Genomic DNA, 20,952 nt, shown 5'->3' with positions numbered 1-20,952 from the left:
TGTGCCACAAAAATTATTGTGGGGTGGGCATCTTGCCCGCCCAAACTCTTTGCACAGGCAAGATGCCTGTGCCACAAAAATTATTGTGGGGTGGGCATCTTGCCCGCCCAAACTCTTTGCACAGGCAAGATGCCTGTGCCACAAGGATTTCACAGGCAAGATGCCTGTGCCACAAATATTCTTGTGGGGTGGGCATCTTGCCCGCCCAAACTCTTTGCACAGGCAAGATGCCTGTGCCACAAATATTCTTGTGGGGTGGGCATCTTGCCCGCCCCAAACTACTTAAAATTCTCCTAAAGACCGGCCGCACAAACTGCGGCTCCAATTAACCCTACATTATCATTTAAAACCAATCTCACCGGCATCATTTCTAACAGCGAATCCATCCGGCCTTTGTGCGTAAAAGCTCGCATAAAACCCCCTTCTAGCATCAGCGGCAAAATCTTAGCAGCAATGCCGCCGGCTACGTACAAACCGCCGTAAGGTAACAGTGTCACAGCCAGATTTCCCGCCACTGCACCGTAGGCTTCTACAAACATTTGCATTGTTTGTTCCGAAAGCCGATCGCACTTTTTGAGGGCCGCCTGTGCAATTGTCGCCCCCGGATCGACAGTCTTTTCAGTTTTCCCGATTTCTGACTCCCATTTTTTGATAACTTCCCCTACCTCCGGCGATTCAGGAGCAAACTTTCTGTCCCGCAAAAACTGGTAAATTGAAACAATCCCTTGTCCCGAAACCACACGCTCGATCGATATTCTTTGAATGTCGTGTTTTGCTAACAAATATTTCAGCAATTCAAACTCCAACTCCGAACGAGGAGCAAAATCCCCGTGTCCCCCTTCCGAAGAAAAAACCCTGATGCCATTTGCCTCGGGAATTCCAAAACAATTTCCCAAACCAGTCCCCGCACCAATAACAGCAATTGGATCGTGTTGGCGGGGTTTTCCGACTTGCAAAATGTGCAAATCTTTAGCATCCAAACCCCACACACCGTAGCCAACCGCAACAAAATCATTAATTAAACTGACGCGGGATATTCCTAATTCTTGTTCCAGACGCTTCGCATCCAGCACCCAAGGCAAATTAGTCAGTTTTGCAGTGTTGTTAACCACCGGGCCTGCGATCGCAAAACAAGCTTTTTCAGGCAATGGCGCAAAATCCAATTTCATAGTAGCTTCCGTCAAAAACTGCTGCACCATCGGCACTAAATCTGGAAACTCCCCGCTGGGATAGCGGAACTCGTAAAGAGCGTTCATTTCACCGTTAACAGTCCTTTCCACTAAGCGCAAAATTGTCTTAGTTCCGCCAATATCGCCCGCTAATAATAATGCCATAAATCTCTTTTTCCACCAAAGATAACATTCCCCATTTAAACACCCACAGTATTAATTGCCAACCAAGCCCGCAGCACCTCAGCCACAGTCCAAGCTTGAGCCGTGCAGCCCCGCGGCGAGTGGGGGGCGTCGCCCTCAAAAATTTCGCCCAGACTGCCAACTCCGCCGGCCCTTATATGATGTGCCATCGGTTCGAGGAATTCCCTCGCTTGTGCTGGGTTTTTGTATACGTGCAAGTGCGCCAAGACAAACGGGCCAATCAGCCAGCCCCAAGCTGTGCCCTGGTGGTAGGCGCTGTCCCGCTGCAATTGGTCGCCTCCGTATGCCCCGCAATACTGCGGGTGCTGCGGCGAGAGGCTGCGGAGGCCGACAGAAGTCAGAAGCTGTTGGGCGCAGCCGTCCACCACGCCGCGCTGCTGGATGGGCGTCAGTAACGGTGTATAGCGGGTTTCCTGGCGCATCCCCGCTGACAAGGAGTTGGCGGAGTGAGGAGGAATCGAGTCTAGGGGCAGGGATACGGCGAATATTTGGTTGGGCCGCAGGGAGGTATCGTGTCCGTCGGAGCCGTCCAGAACGTCGTAACAGTAACCGGTTGAGGCGTTCCAGAAGCGAGGGAATCCGGCGGCTGTTCGATCGCCCAATTGCTGGTATTCATTGTGAGGCTTGCCCAATTTTCGAGCAAAACTTGCCATAGCTTGTATAGCATTGTACCAAAGCGCGCTGAGTTCGATCGGCTTACCAATCCGAGGCGTCACCACCCAATCGCCGATTTTCGCGTCCATCCAAGTCAGTTGCACGCCGGTTTCGCCCGCGTAGATTAAACCGTCATCGGGATCGACGCGGATATTATACCGAGTACCCTGCAAGTGCCAGTCAACAATCTCACATAACACCGGCCAGAGTTCGCTCAAAAGTTCGTCGTCCCCCGTGGCATCGATATAAGTGCGAATTGCCTCAAAGTACCACAGAGTGGCGTCTGCCGTGTTGTATTCCGGTGCGCCGCCCGCATCCGGGAAGCGGTTCGGCAGCATCCCCCGATCGACATACCGCGCAAATGTCCGCAAAATCGATCGCGCAATTTCCCATCGCCCGGTACAGATTGTGAGACCGGGTAGGGCGATCGTCGTGTCGCGCCCCCAGTCGCTGAACCAGGGGTATCCGGCGATGATCGTTTTGCCTTCGGGTTCCTCCGGTAGCGGGCGGCTGACGATAAATTGGTCGGCGGCGAGCACTAAGGTATTGATCCAGTCGGGAGATTCGATCACTTTTGACCAGTTTTGCAGCAGTTGTTGGTCATAAGTGCGACGCACTTCTAAAGCAGTACCGCCGTTGAGTTCGGTATTTTTCTCGGTGCTGGCTATCAATGTGAGAGAACTTCCCGGTGCGATCGTCATGTGAAAAGTCGCCGCGTGCAAGTGATCCTCGCAGTAGTCCAATCCGCGCCGCTTTTCGGCTGCTAGGTCAAATCCGTAATGCCAATTGTATAAAGGCGTAGAAACTCGAAAATTCGCGTCTGGTTCGGCATCCGTCAGCAGGTACAGGGGTACAGACTTGGGAAATGCAGTCACGCAAACCCCGCGTTCCAAGGTTTGTAGGCTCATCTGCCAGTCGCCGACGCTCGTTGTGTGGTGGTAGTCGCGATAGTTTACTAGGGCTTTGACAGCGAGGGCGATCGGTTGTGAGGCGCGGTGCAAGCGGTATTGAATATATGTTGTGTTAGCACCTTGCTGCATCCAAATCCGCTTTTCCAGGATAGCGTCGGCGAGAGCAAACCTCCAAACAGGCGTCGTGCCTTCTAGGTGAAAGCTTTCGATGTATTTGTAGCCGTGGGGTTCCATCGTCGCGTCGGCCCAGCGGTTTGTATAAAGCGGATAGGCGCGATCGTGATACACAGCCGTCTCGTCCAGCTTGGCGAGCATCAAAGTGCGTCCCAGCGGGGGTTTGAGGGCGGCTATCAGCAAGCCGTGATAGCGGCGGGTGAGGAGATTTGCGATCGTCCCGCTAGCGTAACCGCCGATCCCGTTTGTGACCAACCACTCGCGAGACTCCGCTGAGTCGAGATTGCAGCAGATTTCCCGTCCAAAAGCCATAACCATAAAGTCCACACTCGCGCTGATTTTTGACCTACCTTTAGGTAGATTTTCGACATGATATCAACCAGAAATATTAACGCTTGCAGGCCGTTAATTTGGCGATCGGCCCCGTGCCGATTCCTGCTCTAATTTCGACCTCACCAACCGCTAATTTTGCCGCTTACCCAATTTTCCCCTTTGATGCCTCTGTCTAAAGTTAGTTGTTTGTTATATTAAGTAATATTACCGTCTAAACAGGCGCTGAACGTTAAGGGCAAGCATTTGATAGCGCGTCGGGCGATCGAACTACCAACCTATTTTATAAGGAGAACAGCTCAAAGTGAAGATAGGAGCAAATTACCTCGGCAATAACCAATGTGAATTTACCGTTTGGGCGCCCACCCTCAAACAAATCGCCGTCCAAATTGTTTCCCCAAAAAAACGCCTGATACCCCTGCAACAATCCGCAGAAGGTTATTGGCAAACCACAGCTACAGACATCGAACCAGGAACCCTTTACACCTACCAAATCGAAGGAAAAACCGACCGACCAGACCCAGCCTCAAAATATCAACCCCAAGGCGTACACGCTCCGTCGCAAGTAATAGATGAAAATATTTTTACTTGGACTGACACAAATTGGCAAGGCGTGCCGCTAGCCGAAATGATTATTTACGAACTGCACGTCGGCACGTTCACCCAAGCCGGAACCTTTGAAGCAATAATTCCCCAGCTAAAACAACTTAAAGAATTGGGAATCAACGCCATCGAAATAATGCCAGTAGCCCAATTTCCGGGCGAGCGAAACTGGGGATATGACGGCGTATATCCCTACGCCGTTCAAAACTCCTACGGCGGCCCCGAAGGCTTCAAAACACTTGTCAACGCCTGCCACGAACAGGGCATTTCAGTAATTCTCGATGTAGTTTACAACCACCTCGGCCCCGAAGGAAATTATCTCAGGGACTTCGGCCCCTACTTTACATCCAAATACGGCTCAATTTGGGGAGACCCCCTCAACTTCGACGACGCCTACAGCGACGGTGTGCGTAACTACTTTCTTGAAAACGCCCTCTACTGGTTTCGAGACTATCACATCGATGCCCTGAGATTAGATGCCATTCAAGCAATATTTGAGGTAGGTGCAAGACCTTTTTTACAAGAATTATCCGATGCCACAGCCGCTATTTCCCAAGAACTAGGACGGAAACTTTACTTAATAGCCGAAAGTGACTTAAATGATGTCCGCACTGTACGTCCCAAACAACTCGGTGGCTTCGGACTAGACGCCCAATGGTGCGATGATTTTCACCACGCACTGCACGCCTTGCTCACCGGAGAAGACGACCGGTACTACCAAGATTACGGCAAGTGCGAACACTTAGAAAAAGCCTTCAAAGAAAGCTTTGTTTACTCCGGTCAGTACGCCCCCCACAGAAAGCGGAAACACGGCAATTCTGTTAAGGATGAACCGGGTCATAAATTTCTGGTGTTTGCCCAAACCCACGACCAAATCGGCAACCGCATTTTGGGAGACCGACTATCCAAAATAGTTGACTTTGAAGGATTGAAACTTGCAGCAGGCACTGTCTTAATTTCTCCCTACATTCCCTTCTTTTTTATGGGAGAAGAATACGGAGAAGAAGCACCGTTTTTTTACTTCGTTTCCCACTCGGACGAAAACTTAATTGAAGCTATCCGCAAAGACAAACAACAAGAATTTAAAGCCTTTGAAGACCGAGGCGAGTTTCAAGACCCCCAGAGTCCTGAGACTTTCGATAAGTGTAAGTTAAACTGGCAAAAACAAACCGAAGGCAAACACAAAATCCTTTGGGAATGGCACCAACATTTGATTCACCTGCGGCGGACAATACCAGCCCTTAAAAAACTCGACAAAAACAGTCTAGAAGTGTCCAGCATTGAAGCGGAAAAAATCTTATTTCTACGTCGTTGGACAGATGACAGCCAGATATTCTGCATTCTAAACTTCAACAGGCAAGAGGTAGCTTTTACGGCTGCACTTCCCCAAGGCAACGGTCACAAAATTTTAGACTCTGCTGATGAAAAATGGATGGGTTCAGGTTCTAGCTTGCCTGAAAAGATAACTTCAGAGCAAAAATTGACCGTTAAACCGCAGAGTTTCGCACTTTACGAATTAGAATAATTAAAACGGGAAGCAGAGCCTCAAATACAGGCGTTCCCAGGCAGAGCCTAGGAACAAGAAACAGGAGGCAGAACCTCTCTCGTTCTCAGGCTATGTTGCGGAATGTAGTCCCAGAAGAAACGGGAGGCAGAGCCTCTGTCGTTCCCAGCCTCCGCCGGGGAATGCAGTAGAGGAGGCTCTGCCTCATATATTAAAAAAGAAAACCCTAAAAAACCTGGAGTAAAATTAACATAATGAGAATTCCCACAACTACTTATCGGATTCAATTTCATGGAGGTTTTAACTTTGAAGCCGCCAAACAAATCCTTAGCTATCTGGAAGATTTAGGAATTACCGACCTTTACGCTTCACCAATATTTAAAGCCAGAAAAGGCAGCTCTCACGGATACGATGTGGTTGACTCAAATCAGATCAATCCCGATTTGGGAACATCAGAAAATTTTGAAGCCCTCACATACGAAATCAAGAAACGGAACATGGGATGGCTGCAAGATATTGTTCCGAACCACATGGCTTACGACACTCAAAATTTGCTGCTGTTAGACGTATTGGAACACGGGCCAGATTCCGACTATTTTGATTACTTTGATATTGAATGGAATCACGCTTACGAACATCTCAGGGGTCGAGTGCTGGCTCCGCTGCTGGGCAATTTTTATGGAGAGTGTCTGGAAAATGGCGAGATTCAACTCAAATACAGCGAAATTGGGCTGAGTATCAATTATTATAGCTTACAATTGCCAGTAAGAATTGAATCTTATGCTAAATTTATCAGTCAGAATTTGGGGCAGTTAGCCAGAGAATTAGGCAGACGCCATCCAGATTTTATCAAGTTTTTAGGAATTCTTTATTTGATTAAAAATACCCCTTCAGAAACTAAAGGTAAAACCAGATACGATCAGATAGCTTTTGTCAAAGGACTGCTGTGGGAACTCTACAATCAAAATCCCCTTGTACAGGAATTCATAGATGAAAATATCAAAGTTTTTAACGGAGAAAAGGGAAATCCCGAAAGCTTTAATTTGCTAGACGAATTGCTTTCCGAGCAGTTTTACCGTCTGGCTTTCTGGAAAGTGGGGGCCGAAGAAATTAACTACCGAAGGTTTTTTACGGTAAACGAACTTATTTCGGTAAAAGTTGAAGAGATTAAAGTTTTTCACAAAAACCATGCTCTGATATTCGACATGGTTGATGAGGAAAAGTTTACCGGATTGAGAATCGACCACATCGACGGACTGTACGATCCCACAGAATATTTGAAACGGCTCCGGGAGAAAACCCCAGACACTTACATCACTGTTGAAAAGATTCTGGAACACGAAGAAGATTTGCCGTCATATTGGCCGATTGAGGGAACTAGCGGCTACGACTTTTTGAATTACGTAAACGGCGTTTTTTGTCGGTGCGATCGCGAACAGCAATTTACCGAAATATATCAGAGATTTACTCGCTTGAACGTTCCCTACGAACAGTTGTTTTTAGATAAAAAAGGGCTGATTGTTGAGAAAAACTTGGCGGGAGACGTAGACAATCTAGCTCAACTTTTGAAGAATATCTCTGGTCAATCGAGACAGGGAAATGACTTTACTCGTCCCGGTTTGGAAAAAGCATTGGCGGCTGTTTTGACAATTTTTCCAGTCTACCGAACTTACATCAATCAAGACGGTTTGAGAGAGTCCGATCGCACTTACGTAAAATATGCGATCGCCCATGCCAAACAACAAGTACCCCGACTCCTCAAGGAACTTAAATTTATCGAAACGGTGCTGTTACTCGAAGAAGAAGAAACTCTAACACCAGAACAAAAAGAGCAGCGCCGGCACTTTGTAATGAAACTCCAGCAGTTGACAGGCCCATTAATGGCAAAAGGCGTTGAAGACACCCTTTTATACGTCTACTATCGGCTTTTATCCCTCAACGAAGTGGGAGGAAATCCCAGTCAGTTCGGCGTGTCGCTGGTAGATTTTCACGAGTTCAACCAAAAGCAGCAAGTAGCTTGGCCGCACAAAATGAATGCTACAGCTACCCACGATACCAAACGCGGCGAAGATGTGCGAGCCAGAATAAACGTTTTGTCAGAAATTCCCGATGAATGGGAACAGCAAGTCAGGTCTTGGAGAGAGGTAAACTCTTCTAAGAAAGTCAACTTTGTGAATCGAATGGTTCCAGATACTAATGACGAATACTTCCTGTACCAAACTCTGCTAGGCAGTTTTCCCTTTGAGGGAATTGAAAACACTGATTATGTCGATCGCCTGAAAGATTATGTCATTAAAGCTGTCCGCGAAGCAAAAGTTTATACGGCTTGGCTGAGACCGGATAACGACTACGAAGCTGGTTTTATGACCTTTGTCGATAGCGTTCTCGAACCTTCGGAACAAAATCAGTTTCTCAACAAATTTACACCTTTCTGTAAAAAGGTAGCTAATTACGGAATTTTCAATTCTTTATCTCAAACGCTGCTGAAAATCACGGCTCCGGGCGTTCCCGACATTTATCAAGGGACGGAATTTTGGGATTTAAGCCACGTCGATCCCGATAACCGCCGTCCCGTTGATTATGAGCGCAGAATCGAGGTTTTGCGGGAAATAAAAGAGCAAGCTCAGACGGATATTTTGCAACTGGTTGAAGATTTGATTGCGACGCGAGAAGACGCTAGAATTAAGTTGTTTTTGACGGCAAGAGCGCTAGACGCGAGAAAAAAATACTTGCAAGTTTTTCAATCAGGCGACTATGTGCCCCTGCAAGCAGTTGGCACGTTTAAAGATAATGTTGTTGCCTTTGCCAGAAGCTTTGGAGAGACTACCGTTATTGTCATTGCTCCCCGGTTTTTGACGGGAATTGTCAAACCGGAAGAAATGCCGATCGGCAAACAAATCTGGAAAGATACTAATTTGAAATTATCCGAACAAATGCCGTCGGTTTGGAAAGATGCAATTACAAATCAGGCGGTAGAAAGTAACGGTACGTTGGCAATTGGTGAAGCTCTGAGTTACTTTCCTGCAGCTCTGCTGATCGGTAAAAAATAGCAATTAAAAGCTGGAAAATTCTTGAATTTTCCGAGATTCCCAAGAGGCGGACTTCAGGCTCTGCCTCAACAATATATTCCTTCCGAGGCACAGCCTGGAAGTAAACGAGTAGGGACAGGGCAATGCCCTGTCCCTTTTCAGAATTGATATTAAACCTGATTGGAAGCCAAAAAACCGATCGCCCCTACCAACCAAACAAAATTTATACAACAAAGACGGCAAATACAACACAACGTATACGGTTTGCCACAATACCCGAATCCATCACACACCGTACATTGGGAAGAGTAAAGAAAAGCAGTCAACAACTGTAGCGGTGCAAGCCTCACGGATGCAACCGTCCCCCAAAAGGTTCGGTAAACACGCCTTCATCGCTTGGTCTAACCGCCCGCAGTATAGAGATAAGCACCCTATCGAAGACTGTATTAAAGCAGGACTCACTACCCGTAAACCGCGAGGTAAAATGGCAGTCCTGAATAACCAGACTATCGCACAGATAAAACACCAAAATTTTGTAGAGATTGGAGCCGGAACACCCCTATGGGAAAAGTAGTTGGAATTGACTTAGGTACGACAAACTCCTGCGTCGCAGTTATGGAAGGCGGCAAACCCACCGTCATAGCCAACGCCGAGGGGGGTCGCACCACACCTTCTGTAGTAGCATATGCTAAAAATGGGGATCAACTTGTCGGACAAATCGCCAAGCGTCAAGCCGTGATGAACGCCGAAAACACCTTTTACTCAGTAAAACGGTTTATCGGGCGTCGGGTTGATGAAGTAACCCACGAAACCACTGAAGTTTCCTACAAAGTCCTCAAAGTTGGCAACAGCCTCAAACTAGACTGTCCCGCCCGTGGCAAGCAATTTGCTCCAGAAGAAATTTCTGCACAAGTTCTCCGCAAACTGGTAGAAGACGCCAGCAAATACCTCGGCGAAACTGTTACCCAAGCGGTAATTACTGTTCCCGCTTACTTTAACGACTCCCAGCGCCAAGCTACGAAAGACGCGGGAAAAATTGCCGGTATAGAAGTGCTGCGGATTATTAACGAACCTACAGCAGCAGCTTTAGCTTACGGGTTAGATAAAAAGAGCAACGAAACCATCCTCGTATTTGACTTAGGTGGCGGTACTTTCGACGTATCTATTCTCGAAGTAGGCGACGGCGTGTTTGAAGTGTTAGCAACTTCTGGAGACACTCACCTCGGCGGTGACGACTTCGACAAAAAAATTGTTGATTACATCGCTAACGAATTCCAAAGAGCCGAAGGCATTGACCTTCGCAAAGACAAACAAGCACTGCAACGCCTGACGGAAGCAGCAGAAAAAGCCAAGATTGAGCTTTCGAGCGTTACCCAAGCAGAAATCAACCTGCCGTTTATTACCGCGACTCAAGACGGGCCAAAACACTTGGACACGACTTTGACGCGGGGCAAGTTTGAAGAACTGTGCTCGGATTTGATCGATCGCTCTCGCATCCCCGTAGAAAATGCGATCCGCGACGCCAAATTAGACAAATCTGCAATTAATGAAGTCGTCTTAGTTGGTGGTTCTACGCGGATTCCTGCGGTGCAAGAACTGGTCAAAAAACTCCTTGGCAAAGACCCCAACCAAACGGTAAACCCGGATGAAGTGGTCGCAGTCGGTGCAGCAATTCAAGCCGGCGTACTCTCCGGCGAAGTCAAAGACATCTTGTTGCTCGACGTTACTCCGCTGTCTCTGGGCGTCGAAACCTTGGGTGGCGTGATGACCAAAATCATTCCCCGCAACACCACTATTCCTACCAAGAAGTCGGAAACTTTTTCGACTGCTGTAGACGGCCAAACAAACGTGGAAATTCACGTTTTGCAAGGCGAACGGGAAATGGCAAATGATAACAAGGATTTGGGAACATTCCGCTTAGATGGAGTTCCACCAGCCCCCCGTGGCGTACCTCAAATTGAAGTTACTTTCGATATCGATGCTAACGGTATTTTGAATGTAGCTGCTAAGGATAAAGGTACTGGTAAGGAGCAATCGATTAGCATTACTGGTGCTTCTACTTTGCCCAGCAATGAAGTCGAGCGCATGGTGAAGGAAGCCGAATCGAATGCGGCTGCTGACAAGGAACGTCGCGAAAGGATCGATCGCAAAAACCAAGGCGATTCTTTAGCCTATCAAATTGAGAAGCAGTTGGCAGAATTGGGTGATAAAGTTCCCGCTGCTGACAAGACTAAGGTTGAAGGCTTGATCAAAGACTTGCGCGATGCGATCGCTACTGAAGATGACGATCGGATCAAAACCTTGACAACAGAGTTGCAGCAAGCATTCTACGCTGTCAGCAGCAACCTGTACCAGCAAGCAGGCGGCCCAACTGACGGCCCTGGCGGCCCTGGTGGCCCTGGTGGCTATGGAGACGGCGGCCCCACTGGTGGCGGCGACGACGTGATTGACGCCGACTTCACAGAAGGCAACAAATAAAAGGCTAATTTAAAAGCCCCCAGCTAGACGGAAGAAACCCGGTTTTGAACAGAAACCGGGTTTCTGTTCTTTCAAAAACAAACCAAAGTCGATCGACTAAAATTAGTGACAACTCCTACACCAACACAAGCTGTCACCATTGGTGTAGGCTTCTGGGCGACTCCTGCTATTGCATAGGACATTAACTGAGCTTTAAGAACGGGTTGCCCCACCGCTCTATTTTTGATGACAAGTGCCGCATTATGATCGCGGTCAAGACTACACCCACAATGATGGCAATCATGCCAGCGAATATGCAGCTTTTTTGGTACTTTCTCTCCGCAATTAGAGCAATCTTGTGAAGTATTATGGGCGCTTACTGGGACAACCAACAAACCAGCATTTGAGGCTTTATTTGCAAGTATTGACAGAAAGCTTGACCACCCAGCGTCCAACACAGATTTAGCTAATCTTGTACGAACTAGCCCTTTGACGTTTAAATCCTCGTGCGCGATTACGTCATATTTTGACAACAGCCAATTAGCTGTCTTGAAGTGAAAATCTTTGCGTTTGTCAGCTACTTTTTTGTGACACTTCCCTAGTTGCTTGACCGATTTCTGCCTTCGCTTGCTGCCTTTCTTGCCACGTGAAACTCGCTTTTGAATTACCCGTAAGCGTTTTTGCTCTTTACGGTAATACTGGGGAATAACGACTGTTTCGCCCTCAGAGGTTGTCAAAAACTCCTTCAGTCCTACATCAATACCTGTTATCGAACGAGGATTAAAGTCTGGTTTAATCTCTGGAACTGTCTTGTCTTCCAGGGAGAGCGTAAGGTAGTAACCATCAGCTTTCTTGGTGACAGATGCGGTTTTAATTTTGAATCCATCAGGGATAGGGCGATGCAATACAACTTTAACTTTCCCAAACATTGGCAAGTTGATCGAGTTGCCCTGTAAGCAACCCTCTTTCACCTGTGGATAAGTAAAAGTGCGATAACGGTTCCGAGCCTTAAAACGAGGTTTCCCGCTACGTTTTCCGTTGCTGTCACCTTTCAAGAAACGGTCAAATGTTATCTTAACTCGCTTAACTACATCTTGAAGGACTTGCGAATATATCTCGCTATACCAAGGATGTGTTTTCTTGAGTTGAGGCAACGTTTTCTTTTGTGAGTAATAATCAGGATTGTCTCGCAGTTCAGGTAGGTAGCAAACGAGAGGGCAGGCGTTAACGGGAGAACGGTTTTGTTCGTACCAATTAAATCTATCAGCCAACAGATAATTGTACTGAGAGCATAGCATGGATAGCCATCTGTCTAGCTCAATGACCTGTTGTTTTGTTGGACGTAACTTGTACTGATAAGCTGTTCTCATATCTACCCTCCTTGAAAGTTATGTTAACATGATTGTGTTCGCATTGACAACACGACATGAAAGACAAGAATTTGCACATCCGGTTATCTGAGAAGCGTCTCAATAAACTGAGAACAGTCGCGGAGGCCAGAGAGAAAACTATCACCCAGATGGTAGAGGCGTGGATTGATCGACTGTCCCTTACATTTACTGACTGACTACGTACCTACGTCAGTCGCGCATTCATCCCACACTGATTTATTGGGGGTACTCGGCTACGCCTCGATAAATCCCCCTCTAAATTCAGTGTGGGGCTTCTGCTGTTTCGGCTAAAAATCTTGCTTGAGGCATAGAGACAAAACTAGAATATGCTTCAACAAATATCATAAACTAGCAGTAATATCGCAATCGAGAGCAATTAAATGTCACGTTCTCCTATACAAAATTCCTCCCCAAATACTCCCAGCCCATCTCATGTTGCATCCTTGCGCCGACTCCGCCGCATCAGCCATTTACTCGACAATGCAATTCCGATTCCCGGCACAAAATACCGCATCGGACTCGATCCGATACTGGGACTTATACCGGGCGGTGGCGATTTAATCAGTTCAATTTTTGCAGGATATGTTGTCTTCAAATCCGCTCAAATGGGAGTACCACAAGAGACTTTAGTCAAAATGGCCACTAACATCGTATTTGATACAGTTGCTGGTACTGTACCCGTAGCAGGAGACTTGCTTGATGTTACTTGGAAAGCTAATGTCAAAAATATAGAATTGCTAGATGCTCATTTAGGTTCCCCCGAACCGGGAAAAAAAGCCAATTGGTTATTTGTCGCGGCTTTGCTGTTGGGTTTAATGTTAATTGTCGGAGGTGTAATTTTCTTGAGCGTGATGCTTTTTGGGTGGCTATTTCAAGTGATTACAGGACGTTAATTTCGGGTCGTAAGATAAAGAGCAATGACTCTACCTGTGTCAGGTTCAGAGCATCTAATCTGGTATACTTTGTACTTAAAAAGTAATTGTGAGTAGGATGACTGGCCGTAAAAACATCTGGATTTAGGATGATTTATATTGGACAAATAATTTCTGACTATGAGCTAGGAAAAAACAGTTAGCTTAGCTGCTAGAAAAAATATCAAGGAATACTAAAATTTCTCAGGGTTTTAAAATTCAATCAACCCATGCCAAGAAAAGTTCTGGTGATCTTAATCAGAAGAGATATGCGGCAAAAATCGCAGCTATTGAGCAGAGTCTATTAAAGCAATTCCGAGACATCAAAGACCAGGCAGCATCTGACCGAAATCGAGGTAAATTAGCACTCTTCTTATTTCTCAAATGGATTCTATAATATAAAGCGATCGCCCTTTCTAGATCCTCAAATAATATATATTAAGGGTATTGACAAATATTATAACTTATGTATCAAATTTAATTTTGTTGGGAAGCGAGCTATTTACCCGATCGCCCTTGAGTTCGATATAGTGATATAATCCAGACTATAATATCAACTTGATATAAATGCTTGAATTATCCGCACTTGGACTGCTACAGTTGCAACCTCTGCACGGCTACCGGCTAAAGCAAAAACTGGAGCTGTTTATGAGCAGTTGCATCAGCGTCAACTACGGAGCGATTTACCCGCTGCTGAAGCGCTTGGAAGAGCGAGGGGAGATTTCGGTAATAGCCGAAGAAGCCGGAGATGCGGGCTGTCCGCGCAAAATCTACGGAATTACCGACAAAGGGCGCGAACTCTGGCGGCAAAAAATGCTCGAACACCCTCAAGAAAGCTGGGTTAACAGTGGTTCCCGGTTCCAAATCAAGTTTTTCTTTTTTGGCGACTTAGAACCGACAGAACGGCTGAAGCTATTGGAACACCGCTTGCGAGCCTGTTACACCAGGCAAGACTACATCGAAAGCCTCAAGAGCGAATATCCACTAACCGATGACTATCAATTCGCCTCTCGCGATCGCTGCAAGTCAGTGCTGGCGTCAGAGATAGAGTGGTTAACCGAGCAACTAGCCAAGGAAAAAAGTGCGATCGCCGGAGTGCGTGACTCCCTAACCTTCGCTGAATCCGCTGAAGCCAAGGGAAAATCCTTCCAACTCACCCACTCAGGTGAGTCATAAGAAGGATGTGCAATCTTGCCTGTCATCGTAACTTTTGAGAAATAACAAGAAGCTTTCCTACAAAGAATCACCCCCAGACTTGGCTAAATGTGATGAAACTAAAGCGCTTCACATACCCCAACCTCATTAAAAAGGGACTTTCCCGATTCCATCCTGTTTAAAATCGCTTGTCCTTATTCCCCCATGTTTGAGGGGAACGCCGGAAAATCAAAGATTTCGCCCAAGTCTCAGTCAGAAGTTAAAAAAAATCTAAGTGGTGCTGCCAATGAGTTATTCTAAATCCCCAGAATCCGTCGTTGAAGCTGAAGAGCAAAAACCTCCCACACCGGAACTGCACCCAACCGATGCCGACAGCGATCGACCAGAGGATTTTCCCCCCGTTGCCGATGATCACCCCCAGCCTGTTGCTAAACCCCGATCGCGCTGGCCTCTAATTGCCGCGATCGCGATCGCCACAGGCGCAGCAGGTTTCGGCTGGTACTCGTGGCAATCGGGTCAGAATCGCGCACAGCAACCGGCAGCAGCAGCCCAACCCCCAGCCATACCAGTCAAGCTCGCCGCCGTAAAAACCAGCTCAGTCGAAGATGCTTCCGAATTTGTTAGCAGCTTAGAAGCCAAGCGTTCGGTACAAATCAAACCCGAAGTAGAAGGGCTAGTCACGGAGATTTTTGTCAAATCCGGGGACTTCATAAATAAAGGGCAAGCCATCGCCCGCATGAAAAGCGACAGCGCCCAAGCTGACTTGAGGCAATCCCAAGCCAACCTGATCCGCGCTCAATCCCACTTAGCCGAATTGCAAGCAGGAGCCAGGCCCGAAGAAATCGCCCAAGCTCAAGCCCAAGTCGCCCAAGCCCAAGCCAACCTCGCCCAACTGCGATCGGGCTCTCGGCCCGAAGAAATTGGTCAAGCCCAAGCCCGCGTTAGCCAAGCTGAAGCCGACCTCGCCGATGCCGAAACAGGTAGCCTCTTAGAAGAAATCGCCCAAGCAAGAGCGCAAATAGAAGCAAGCACAGCCGAAGCAAAGTTAGCCAGCCAGCAACTTGCCAGATATCAGGCATTGGCAAAAGAAGGCGCAGAATCCGCCAACACCCTTGAGCAATACACCCAAAAAGAAGGCAGCGCCAAAGCCAATCTCCGAGAAGCTCAAAGGCGGTTCCAGCAGCGACAAAAAAACAGACAAGCCGAGATCGATCGCCGGACAGCAGCCTTGCAACAGCAGCGGCAAGCTTTGCAGCAATTGCAAAAGGGTTCGCGCCCAGAGGAAATAGCCAAAGCCGAAGCAGAAGTCGCACAAGCCAAGAGCAGATTAGCGCAGTTAGCAAATGGTACGCGCCAAGAACAACTCGATCAAGCTGAAGCGCAAGTTGCCGAGGCCGCCGCTCAAGTGCGCGGCTTTGAAGTACAACTACAAGAAACTGCGGTCATCGCGCCCTTCGCAGGAGTCATCGGCGACATACCAGTGAAAGTAGGTGATTTCTTGCAAAAAGGTGATGCCATTGCCACCCTGACAGAGAACCAATTGCTAGACTTGCGGTTATCAATTCCTTTGGAACGGCAGCCTCAATTACGCTTAGGGCTGCCAGTACAAATGCTCGATGCTCAAGGTAAGGCGATCGCCCAAGGTCAAATCAGTTTTATCTCCCCCAACGTCAGTGCCAATTCCCAAACAATTTTAGCTAAAGCCACCTTTCCCAACCCCAGCGGCGAACTGCTTAATCTCCAGTTTGTAAAAGCTAAAGTCATCTGGAAACAGAGCCCCGGAATTTTAGTTCCAGTAACAGCAGTCACTCGCTTAGGTGGAGAAACTTTTGTCTTCACAGCTCAAAAGCCACAACAGCCAAAACCTGGAATGCCACCTTTAGTAGCGCGGCAAAAGTCCGTGAAATTGGGAACCATTGAGGGGAATAATTATCAAGTTATCGAAGGTTTGCAAGCCGGCGAAAAAATTGTTACGGCAGGCATCCTTAACCTGACAGACGGCGCTCCCATTATGGCTCAAGAGGAAGGGGAAGGAGCAGGGAAAAATTTACCAGTAGGGGGCAAAAAATAAGGTATGTTGTTGCGCTTGGGCGCTCTTAATTCACCTCTTAAGAGCGCTAAAGCGCAACTACGTACTTTATGTGAAACTACTTGATTGCTCAGCTCTTAACAAGGGGGCAATTTAAATTTTTGACTCATATCATGTCCGGTCGAGCAACCGTGATTTTTGTAGGGGCGGGTTCACCAACAATACCTGCTAATAATTGACAATCTCAAAAACCCGCCCCGACCGGGATATTATGCTTAATCGCTCGGACATGATATCAAGTGCAATTAGCAATTAGGAATTAGGAATAATCAACTAACAACTACCCATTACCCAAATAATGTTTGCAGATTTCTTTATTAAACGACCTGTCTTTGCTAGCGTCTGCGCCTTAATTATTGTTTTGGTAGGCGCAATCAGCATTCCCAGCCTGCCTATCGAGCGCTTCCCCGACATCAGCCCTACCCAAATCAACGTCACAGCCAACTATAGCGGTGCGAATGCTGAAGTTGTCGAAAATGCGGTAACAAACATCCTAGAAAGGCAAATTAACGGCATTGAAGGACTGAAATATCTAACTTCCAGTAGCACTAACAGTGGAACTAGCACCATTACAGCCACCTTTGATACTTCCCGCGACAAAGATATCGCCGCCGTCGATGTGCAAAATCGAGTTGCAGTTGCTCAACCACAACTGCCAGATGTCGTACAACGCACAGGAGTTACAGTTACAAAACAATCTAACAGCCTGCTGCTGGCTATAGGATTATTTACCGAAAATAAAGAATACGATACCATATTTTTAAGCAACTACGCCGACCTCTATTTAGCAGATACTTTAAAGAGAGTAAAAGGCGTGGGCGACGTGCGAATTTTTGGGGAAAGACGCTATGCTATGCGCCTGTGGATAGACCCCAATAAATTAGCTGCTCGTAATCTAACAATGCAAGATATAACAAGAGCAATTAATGAACAAAACTTGCAAGTTGGTGTAGGAAGAATTGGTCAAGAACCCGCCCCAGAGGGGCAAATGTATCAGATTGATTTGAGTGCAGAAAGTCGTCTCAAAAGCCCCACAGAATTTGACGACATAGTTATTAAAAGCGAAGCAAATGGAACTTTAGTTAAGTTAAAAGATGTCGGTAGAGCAGAATTAGGAGCAGAAAATTATAACTCTTTTCTGCGATTTCGAGGGAATGACGCGGTGGGTTTAGGGATTTACCAATTACCCGGAAGTAATGCTCTAAATGTTGCCCAGGCCGTCAAAGCAGAAATGGAAAAATTAGCTAAAAACTTCCCTCCGGGGGTGATACATAGAACCGCACTAGATACGACTCAATTTGTCCAAGAGTCAATGGCAGAAGTAGTCAAAACTCTGTTTGAAGCAGTCTTGCTAGTGGTGATAGTTATTTTTGTTTTCCTGCAAGATTGGCGCACTACGATTATTCCCACCCTCACAATACCCATTTCCTTGATTGGGACATTTGCTTTTATCAAAGCTTTCGGCTTTACGATTAACAGTTTGTCTCTATTTGGTCTTACCTTAGCAACAGGTTTAGTGGTTGATGACGCTATCATCGTAGTCGAAAATATTGACCGTCTAGTCCGCCAAGGTATGAATGCCCGCCAAGCAGCTTCCGAGTCAATGCGGGAACTTTTTAGTGCTGTAATTGCCACTTCCTTAGTATTGATGGCCGTGTTCGTACCAGTGGCATTTTTCCCTGGGACAACGGGAGCACTCTATAAACAATTTGCCCTAACAATTGCTTTTTCCGTACTGCTTTCTACCTTTATGGCAGTTACTCTTACTCCCTCACTTGCCGCTATATTACTGCGCCCAGGTAAGAAGTTTGGCGGCCCGTTGGGTTGGGTGTTTAACCGCATTAATATTTTTCTGGATTGGACGCAAAAGAAATATAGAGATTCCTTAATATTCTTAACACGATTTAAAACCATTGTTACCCTGTTGTTTATTGCTTCTCTGGGATTCACCGCTTGGCTTTATTTAGCAGTACCGACAGCATTTATCCCAGAGGAAGACCAGGGTTATTTTCTGACAATTATTCAAGGGCCTCAAGGTGTTTCGCTGCAATACACCCAGCAGGTGATGGACGGAGTTGAACAAGAAATCCTCAAAGTTCCTGAAGTTGTGGGAACTTTTTCTGTAGGTGGCTTTGGTTTTAGTGGTAATAGTTCCAATCAGGGGATTATATTTACTACCCTTAAACCCTGGAAAGAAAGGGAAGGTGAAGATCAAACCGTACAAGCGATTATTGGTAAATTGCGGGGTAAATTTTTCGCGATTCCAGAAGCGAGAATTTTCCCTGTGAATCCGCCGGCTATTCAAGGTTTAGGTCAATTTGGAGGCTTCCAATTTCAATTGCAAGACCGCAAAGGTAACAGCGGTTTAGATTCTCTAGTTCAGACTATGGGCGGGATTTTAAAGCAGGCGAATCAGACGCCCGGATTGCAGGCGGTATTTAGTACGTTTGCTGCGAATACGCCTCAGTTACTTGTGGAAGTTGACCGCAATCGAGCTAAGGCTCTAGATATTCCCATTAATGATGTTTTCAGTACGTTACAAACGGCTCTGGGTTCTCAGTATGTGAATGATTTTAATCTCCAGCAGCGCAATTATCGGGTGTATGTTCAGGCGGATAAACAGTTTCGTGATAACCCTGAAGATATTAGTAAATTGTATGTCCGATCTGGAAAGAATGAAATGATTTCTTTGAGCAATTTGGTGAAGATCACTCCGGTGGTGGGAGCGCAAACTGTTAACCACTACAATTTATATAGGTCAATTGAAATTAGTGGCTCTCCGGCTCCGGGATCGAGTTCTGGACAGGCGATAAAATCAATGGAAAATGTGGCGGCTCAAGTTTTGCCGTCGGGTTTTGGCTATGAATGGTCGGGGAGTTCTTTAGAAGAAATTGAGTCCGGCGGTCAAGCACCGATAATTTTCGGTTTGGGGCTGATTTTTGTGTTCTTGGTGTTGGCGGCGCAGTATGAAAATTATGTCGATCCTTTCATTATTTTGCTATCGGTGCCTCTGGCGATTTTGGGTGCACTTTTAGCTCAGTCGTTGCGGGGTTTGGCGAATGATGTTTATTGCCAGATTGGTTTGGTGATGTTGATTGGATTGGCAAGTAAAAATGCGATTTTAATTGTGGAGTTTGCTAACCAGTTACGGGAGCAGGGATATTCAATTGCTAAGGCAGCAGTTGAGGCTTCTCAAGAGCGTTTACGGCCGATTTTGATGACTTCTTTATCCTTTATTTTGGGGATTGCTCCCCTAATTAACCCGGAAGGTGCGGGGGCGGCAAGTCGTAGATCGCTAGGGAATGCGATCGCGGGGGGGATGGTTGTTTCTACTGTCTTGAGTTTGTTTATGGTGCCGGTTCTGTATGTGGTGGTTGTCTCGGCTCGCGATCGCTTTAAGAAACGCGATCGCCCGCAAAATCCGCCGGAGGATGGCACAATTTTGAACGGCAAAACAACTCCCCACGAGGAGATTGAACGCGATAAAGTATCGCCGTTGTAGTTGGTAAGTTGAAAAGGCGATCGTTTTGTGAGTCTCATTGGTGCGATCGCCCAAAACCCGCCAATCCCGCATCAAAACCCCCAAAGTCCCCAGATTACTCCGGGGTTCAATTCTTCAATCCCAAATCCCAAATCCCAAATCTAAAATCTAAAATCTAAAATCTAAAATCGATTGACGGCGGCCCCCATCTGCGGCTACGCTTGGAAGTGAGAGGTTGCTTGCTTGTAGAGGAGGCAGCCCGCGTCGCCCAAAAATCTAGTTGCACTGCCCAAAGCTGCTGGTAACAGCAATGGACAGCATAACCGCCAAACTGATCACAGCAGTCTGGAGGCTAACGGAGTATCTTAACATCCTCTGTAGCCGCCCTGCTATGTGTTGAACTGCGGGGCGGCTGGGTTTTTGGGTTTTTCTAGAAAACCCAAAACCAGGAGAACATAATATGTCACAGGAATTCGTGCCTGACGACAACAAATTTGATCGCCCAAATGACGACTCAGCAGCAGTATCGGAACAGGAAGTGGTGCTGTTAACGGTTGTCGGTTCGCCCAAAGGTGTCAGGGAAACCATACTCACTTTGTACCGACTAGGATTTGCAGAAGTGGGCGATTGGAGTCCCGTACAACGTGCAGCTAATCCGAAGCAGGTGATGAGCGTGCTGATCCGTCGTTCGCGGGCTAACGGTACACCGCCGAGAAAATCTGGACGGTAAGCTGCGTTGTCATTCTGATTGAAGCGAAGAATCTTCGTGGGGTGGGCGTCTCGCCCGCCCTAAAAATACCATTACTTACTGGGCGTGGGGTGGGCGTCTCGCCCGCCCTAAAAATACCATTACTTACTGGGCGTGGGGTGGGCGTCTCGCCCGCCCTAAA

General features: G+C 47.0%; 12 protein-coding genes. 8 read left to right on the top strand and 4 right to left on the bottom strand.

The window, feature by feature from the left end:
• The 3 genes from QUB12_RS20035 to QUB12_RS20025 all read right to left on the bottom strand — a co-directional run.
• Nucleotides 1-240 (bottom strand): hypothetical protein (locus QUB12_RS20035; RefSeq protein WP_333308131.1); only part of this gene is annotated, 240 nt, incomplete at its 3' end.
• A gap of 53 nt (nucleotides 241-293) precedes the next feature.
• Nucleotides 294-1,334: a glucokinase gene (locus tag QUB12_RS20030; protein WP_333308129.1), complete on the bottom strand. Its 1,041-nt coding sequence runs from the start codon at nucleotides 1,332-1,334 to the stop codon at nucleotides 294-296.
• Nucleotides 1,335-1,369: 35 nt separating this feature from the next.
• On the bottom strand, nucleotides 1,370-3,430 hold the full coding sequence (locus QUB12_RS20025) for an amylo-alpha-1,6-glucosidase (RefSeq protein ID WP_333308127.1): 2,061 nt from the start codon (nucleotides 3,428-3,430) through the stop codon (nucleotides 1,370-1,372).
• A gap of 316 nt (nucleotides 3,431-3,746) precedes the next feature.
• Here QUB12_RS20025 and treZ point away from each other — a divergent pair, with 316 nt between their 5' ends.
• From treZ to dnaK, 3 genes are all read left to right on the top strand, one after another.
• Nucleotides 3,747-5,570, top strand: coding sequence for a malto-oligosyltrehalose trehalohydrolase (gene treZ, locus QUB12_RS20020; RefSeq protein WP_333308125.1), 1,824 nt, complete (start codon nucleotides 3,747-3,749; stop codon nucleotides 5,568-5,570).
• A 233-nt stretch (nucleotides 5,571-5,803) separates the two neighbouring features.
• Nucleotides 5,804-8,599, top strand: coding sequence for a malto-oligosyltrehalose synthase (treY, locus tag QUB12_RS20015; protein ID WP_333138760.1), 2,796 nt, complete (start codon nucleotides 5,804-5,806; stop codon nucleotides 8,597-8,599).
• A 540-nt stretch (nucleotides 8,600-9,139) separates the two neighbouring features.
• Nucleotides 9,140-11,056 (top strand): molecular chaperone DnaK, encoded by a 1,917-nt coding sequence (dnaK, locus tag QUB12_RS20010; protein WP_333138758.1) that lies wholly within the window; start codon nucleotides 9,140-9,142, stop codon nucleotides 11,054-11,056.
• Between the two features lie 71 nt (nucleotides 11,057-11,127).
• On the opposite strand, the gene QUB12_RS20005 is transcribed toward dnaK, so the two are convergent.
• A complete protein-coding gene (locus tag QUB12_RS20005; RefSeq protein WP_333138756.1) occupies nucleotides 11,128-12,405 on the bottom strand; it encodes a transposase in 1,278 nt (425 codons plus the stop codon).
• Between the two features lie 401 nt (nucleotides 12,406-12,806).
• Here QUB12_RS20005 and QUB12_RS20000 point away from each other — a divergent pair, with 401 nt between their 5' ends.
• The 5 genes from QUB12_RS20000 (at nucleotide 12,807) to QUB12_RS19980 (ending at nucleotide 20,792) form a co-directional block, all read left to right on the top strand.
• A complete protein-coding gene (locus QUB12_RS20000; protein ID WP_333138754.1) occupies nucleotides 12,807-13,319 on the top strand; it encodes a DUF4112 domain-containing protein in 513 nt (170 codons plus the stop codon).
• A 585-nt stretch (nucleotides 13,320-13,904) separates the two neighbouring features.
• Nucleotides 13,905-14,513: a PadR family transcriptional regulator gene (locus QUB12_RS19995; protein WP_333138752.1), complete on the top strand. Its 609-nt coding sequence runs from the start codon at nucleotides 13,905-13,907 to the stop codon at nucleotides 14,511-14,513.
• 265 nt (nucleotides 14,514-14,778) lie between these two features.
• The gene (locus QUB12_RS19990) at nucleotides 14,779-16,563 is read left to right on the top strand and encodes an efflux RND transporter periplasmic adaptor subunit (protein WP_333138750.1); all 1,785 of its coding nucleotides are present in this window, start codon (nucleotides 14,779-14,781) and stop codon (nucleotides 16,561-16,563) included.
• Nucleotides 16,564-16,879: 316 nt separating this feature from the next.
• The gene (locus QUB12_RS19985; protein ID WP_333308123.1) at nucleotides 16,880-20,083 is read left to right on the top strand and encodes an efflux RND transporter permease subunit; all 3,204 of its coding nucleotides are present in this window, start codon (nucleotides 16,880-16,882) and stop codon (nucleotides 20,081-20,083) included.
• Nucleotides 20,084-20,522: 439 nt separating this feature from the next.
• Complete coding sequence (locus QUB12_RS19980; RefSeq protein ID WP_333308121.1) at nucleotides 20,523-20,792, top strand: hypothetical protein; 270 nt, start codon at nucleotides 20,523-20,525, stop codon at nucleotides 20,790-20,792.
• Nucleotides 20,793-20,952: the final 160 nt, after the last annotated feature.

The organism is Microcoleus sp. B7-D4, assembly GCF_036705125.1.
Classification (GTDB): domain Bacteria; phylum Cyanobacteriota; class Cyanobacteriia; order Cyanobacteriales; family Microcoleaceae; genus Microcoleus.
The sequence above is the reverse complement of the archived record's forward strand: the minus strand, read 5'-3'. Positions and strand labels throughout refer to the sequence as shown.

What these genes read in the sequence shown, in the direction of transcription:
- QUB12_RS20030 (WP_333308129.1), bottom strand. Translation starts at nt 1,334, where the DNA reads ATGGCATTATTATTAGCGGGCGATATTGGCGGAACTAAGACAATTTTG.
- QUB12_RS20025 (WP_333308127.1), bottom strand. Translation starts at nt 3,430, where the DNA reads ATGGTTATGGCTTTTGGACGGGAAATCTGCTGCAATCTCGACTCAGCG.
- treY (WP_333138760.1), top strand. Translation starts at nt 5,804, where the DNA reads ATGAGAATTCCCACAACTACTTATCGGATTCAATTTCATGGAGGTTTT.
- dnaK (WP_333138758.1), top strand. Translation starts at nt 9,140, where the DNA reads ATGGGAAAAGTAGTTGGAATTGACTTAGGTACGACAAACTCCTGCGTC.
- QUB12_RS20005 (WP_333138756.1), bottom strand. Translation starts at nt 12,405, where the DNA reads ATGAGAACAGCTTATCAGTACAAGTTACGTCCAACAAAACAACAGGTC.
- QUB12_RS20000 (WP_333138754.1), top strand. Translation starts at nt 12,807, where the DNA reads ATGTCACGTTCTCCTATACAAAATTCCTCCCCAAATACTCCCAGCCCA.
- QUB12_RS19995 (WP_333138752.1), top strand. Translation starts at nt 13,905, where the DNA reads ATGCTTGAATTATCCGCACTTGGACTGCTACAGTTGCAACCTCTGCAC.
- QUB12_RS19990 (WP_333138750.1), top strand. Translation starts at nt 14,779, where the DNA reads ATGAGTTATTCTAAATCCCCAGAATCCGTCGTTGAAGCTGAAGAGCAA.
- QUB12_RS19985 (WP_333308123.1), top strand. Translation starts at nt 16,880, where the DNA reads ATGTTTGCAGATTTCTTTATTAAACGACCTGTCTTTGCTAGCGTCTGC.
- QUB12_RS19980 (WP_333308121.1), top strand. Translation starts at nt 20,523, where the DNA reads ATGTCACAGGAATTCGTGCCTGACGACAACAAATTTGATCGCCCAAAT.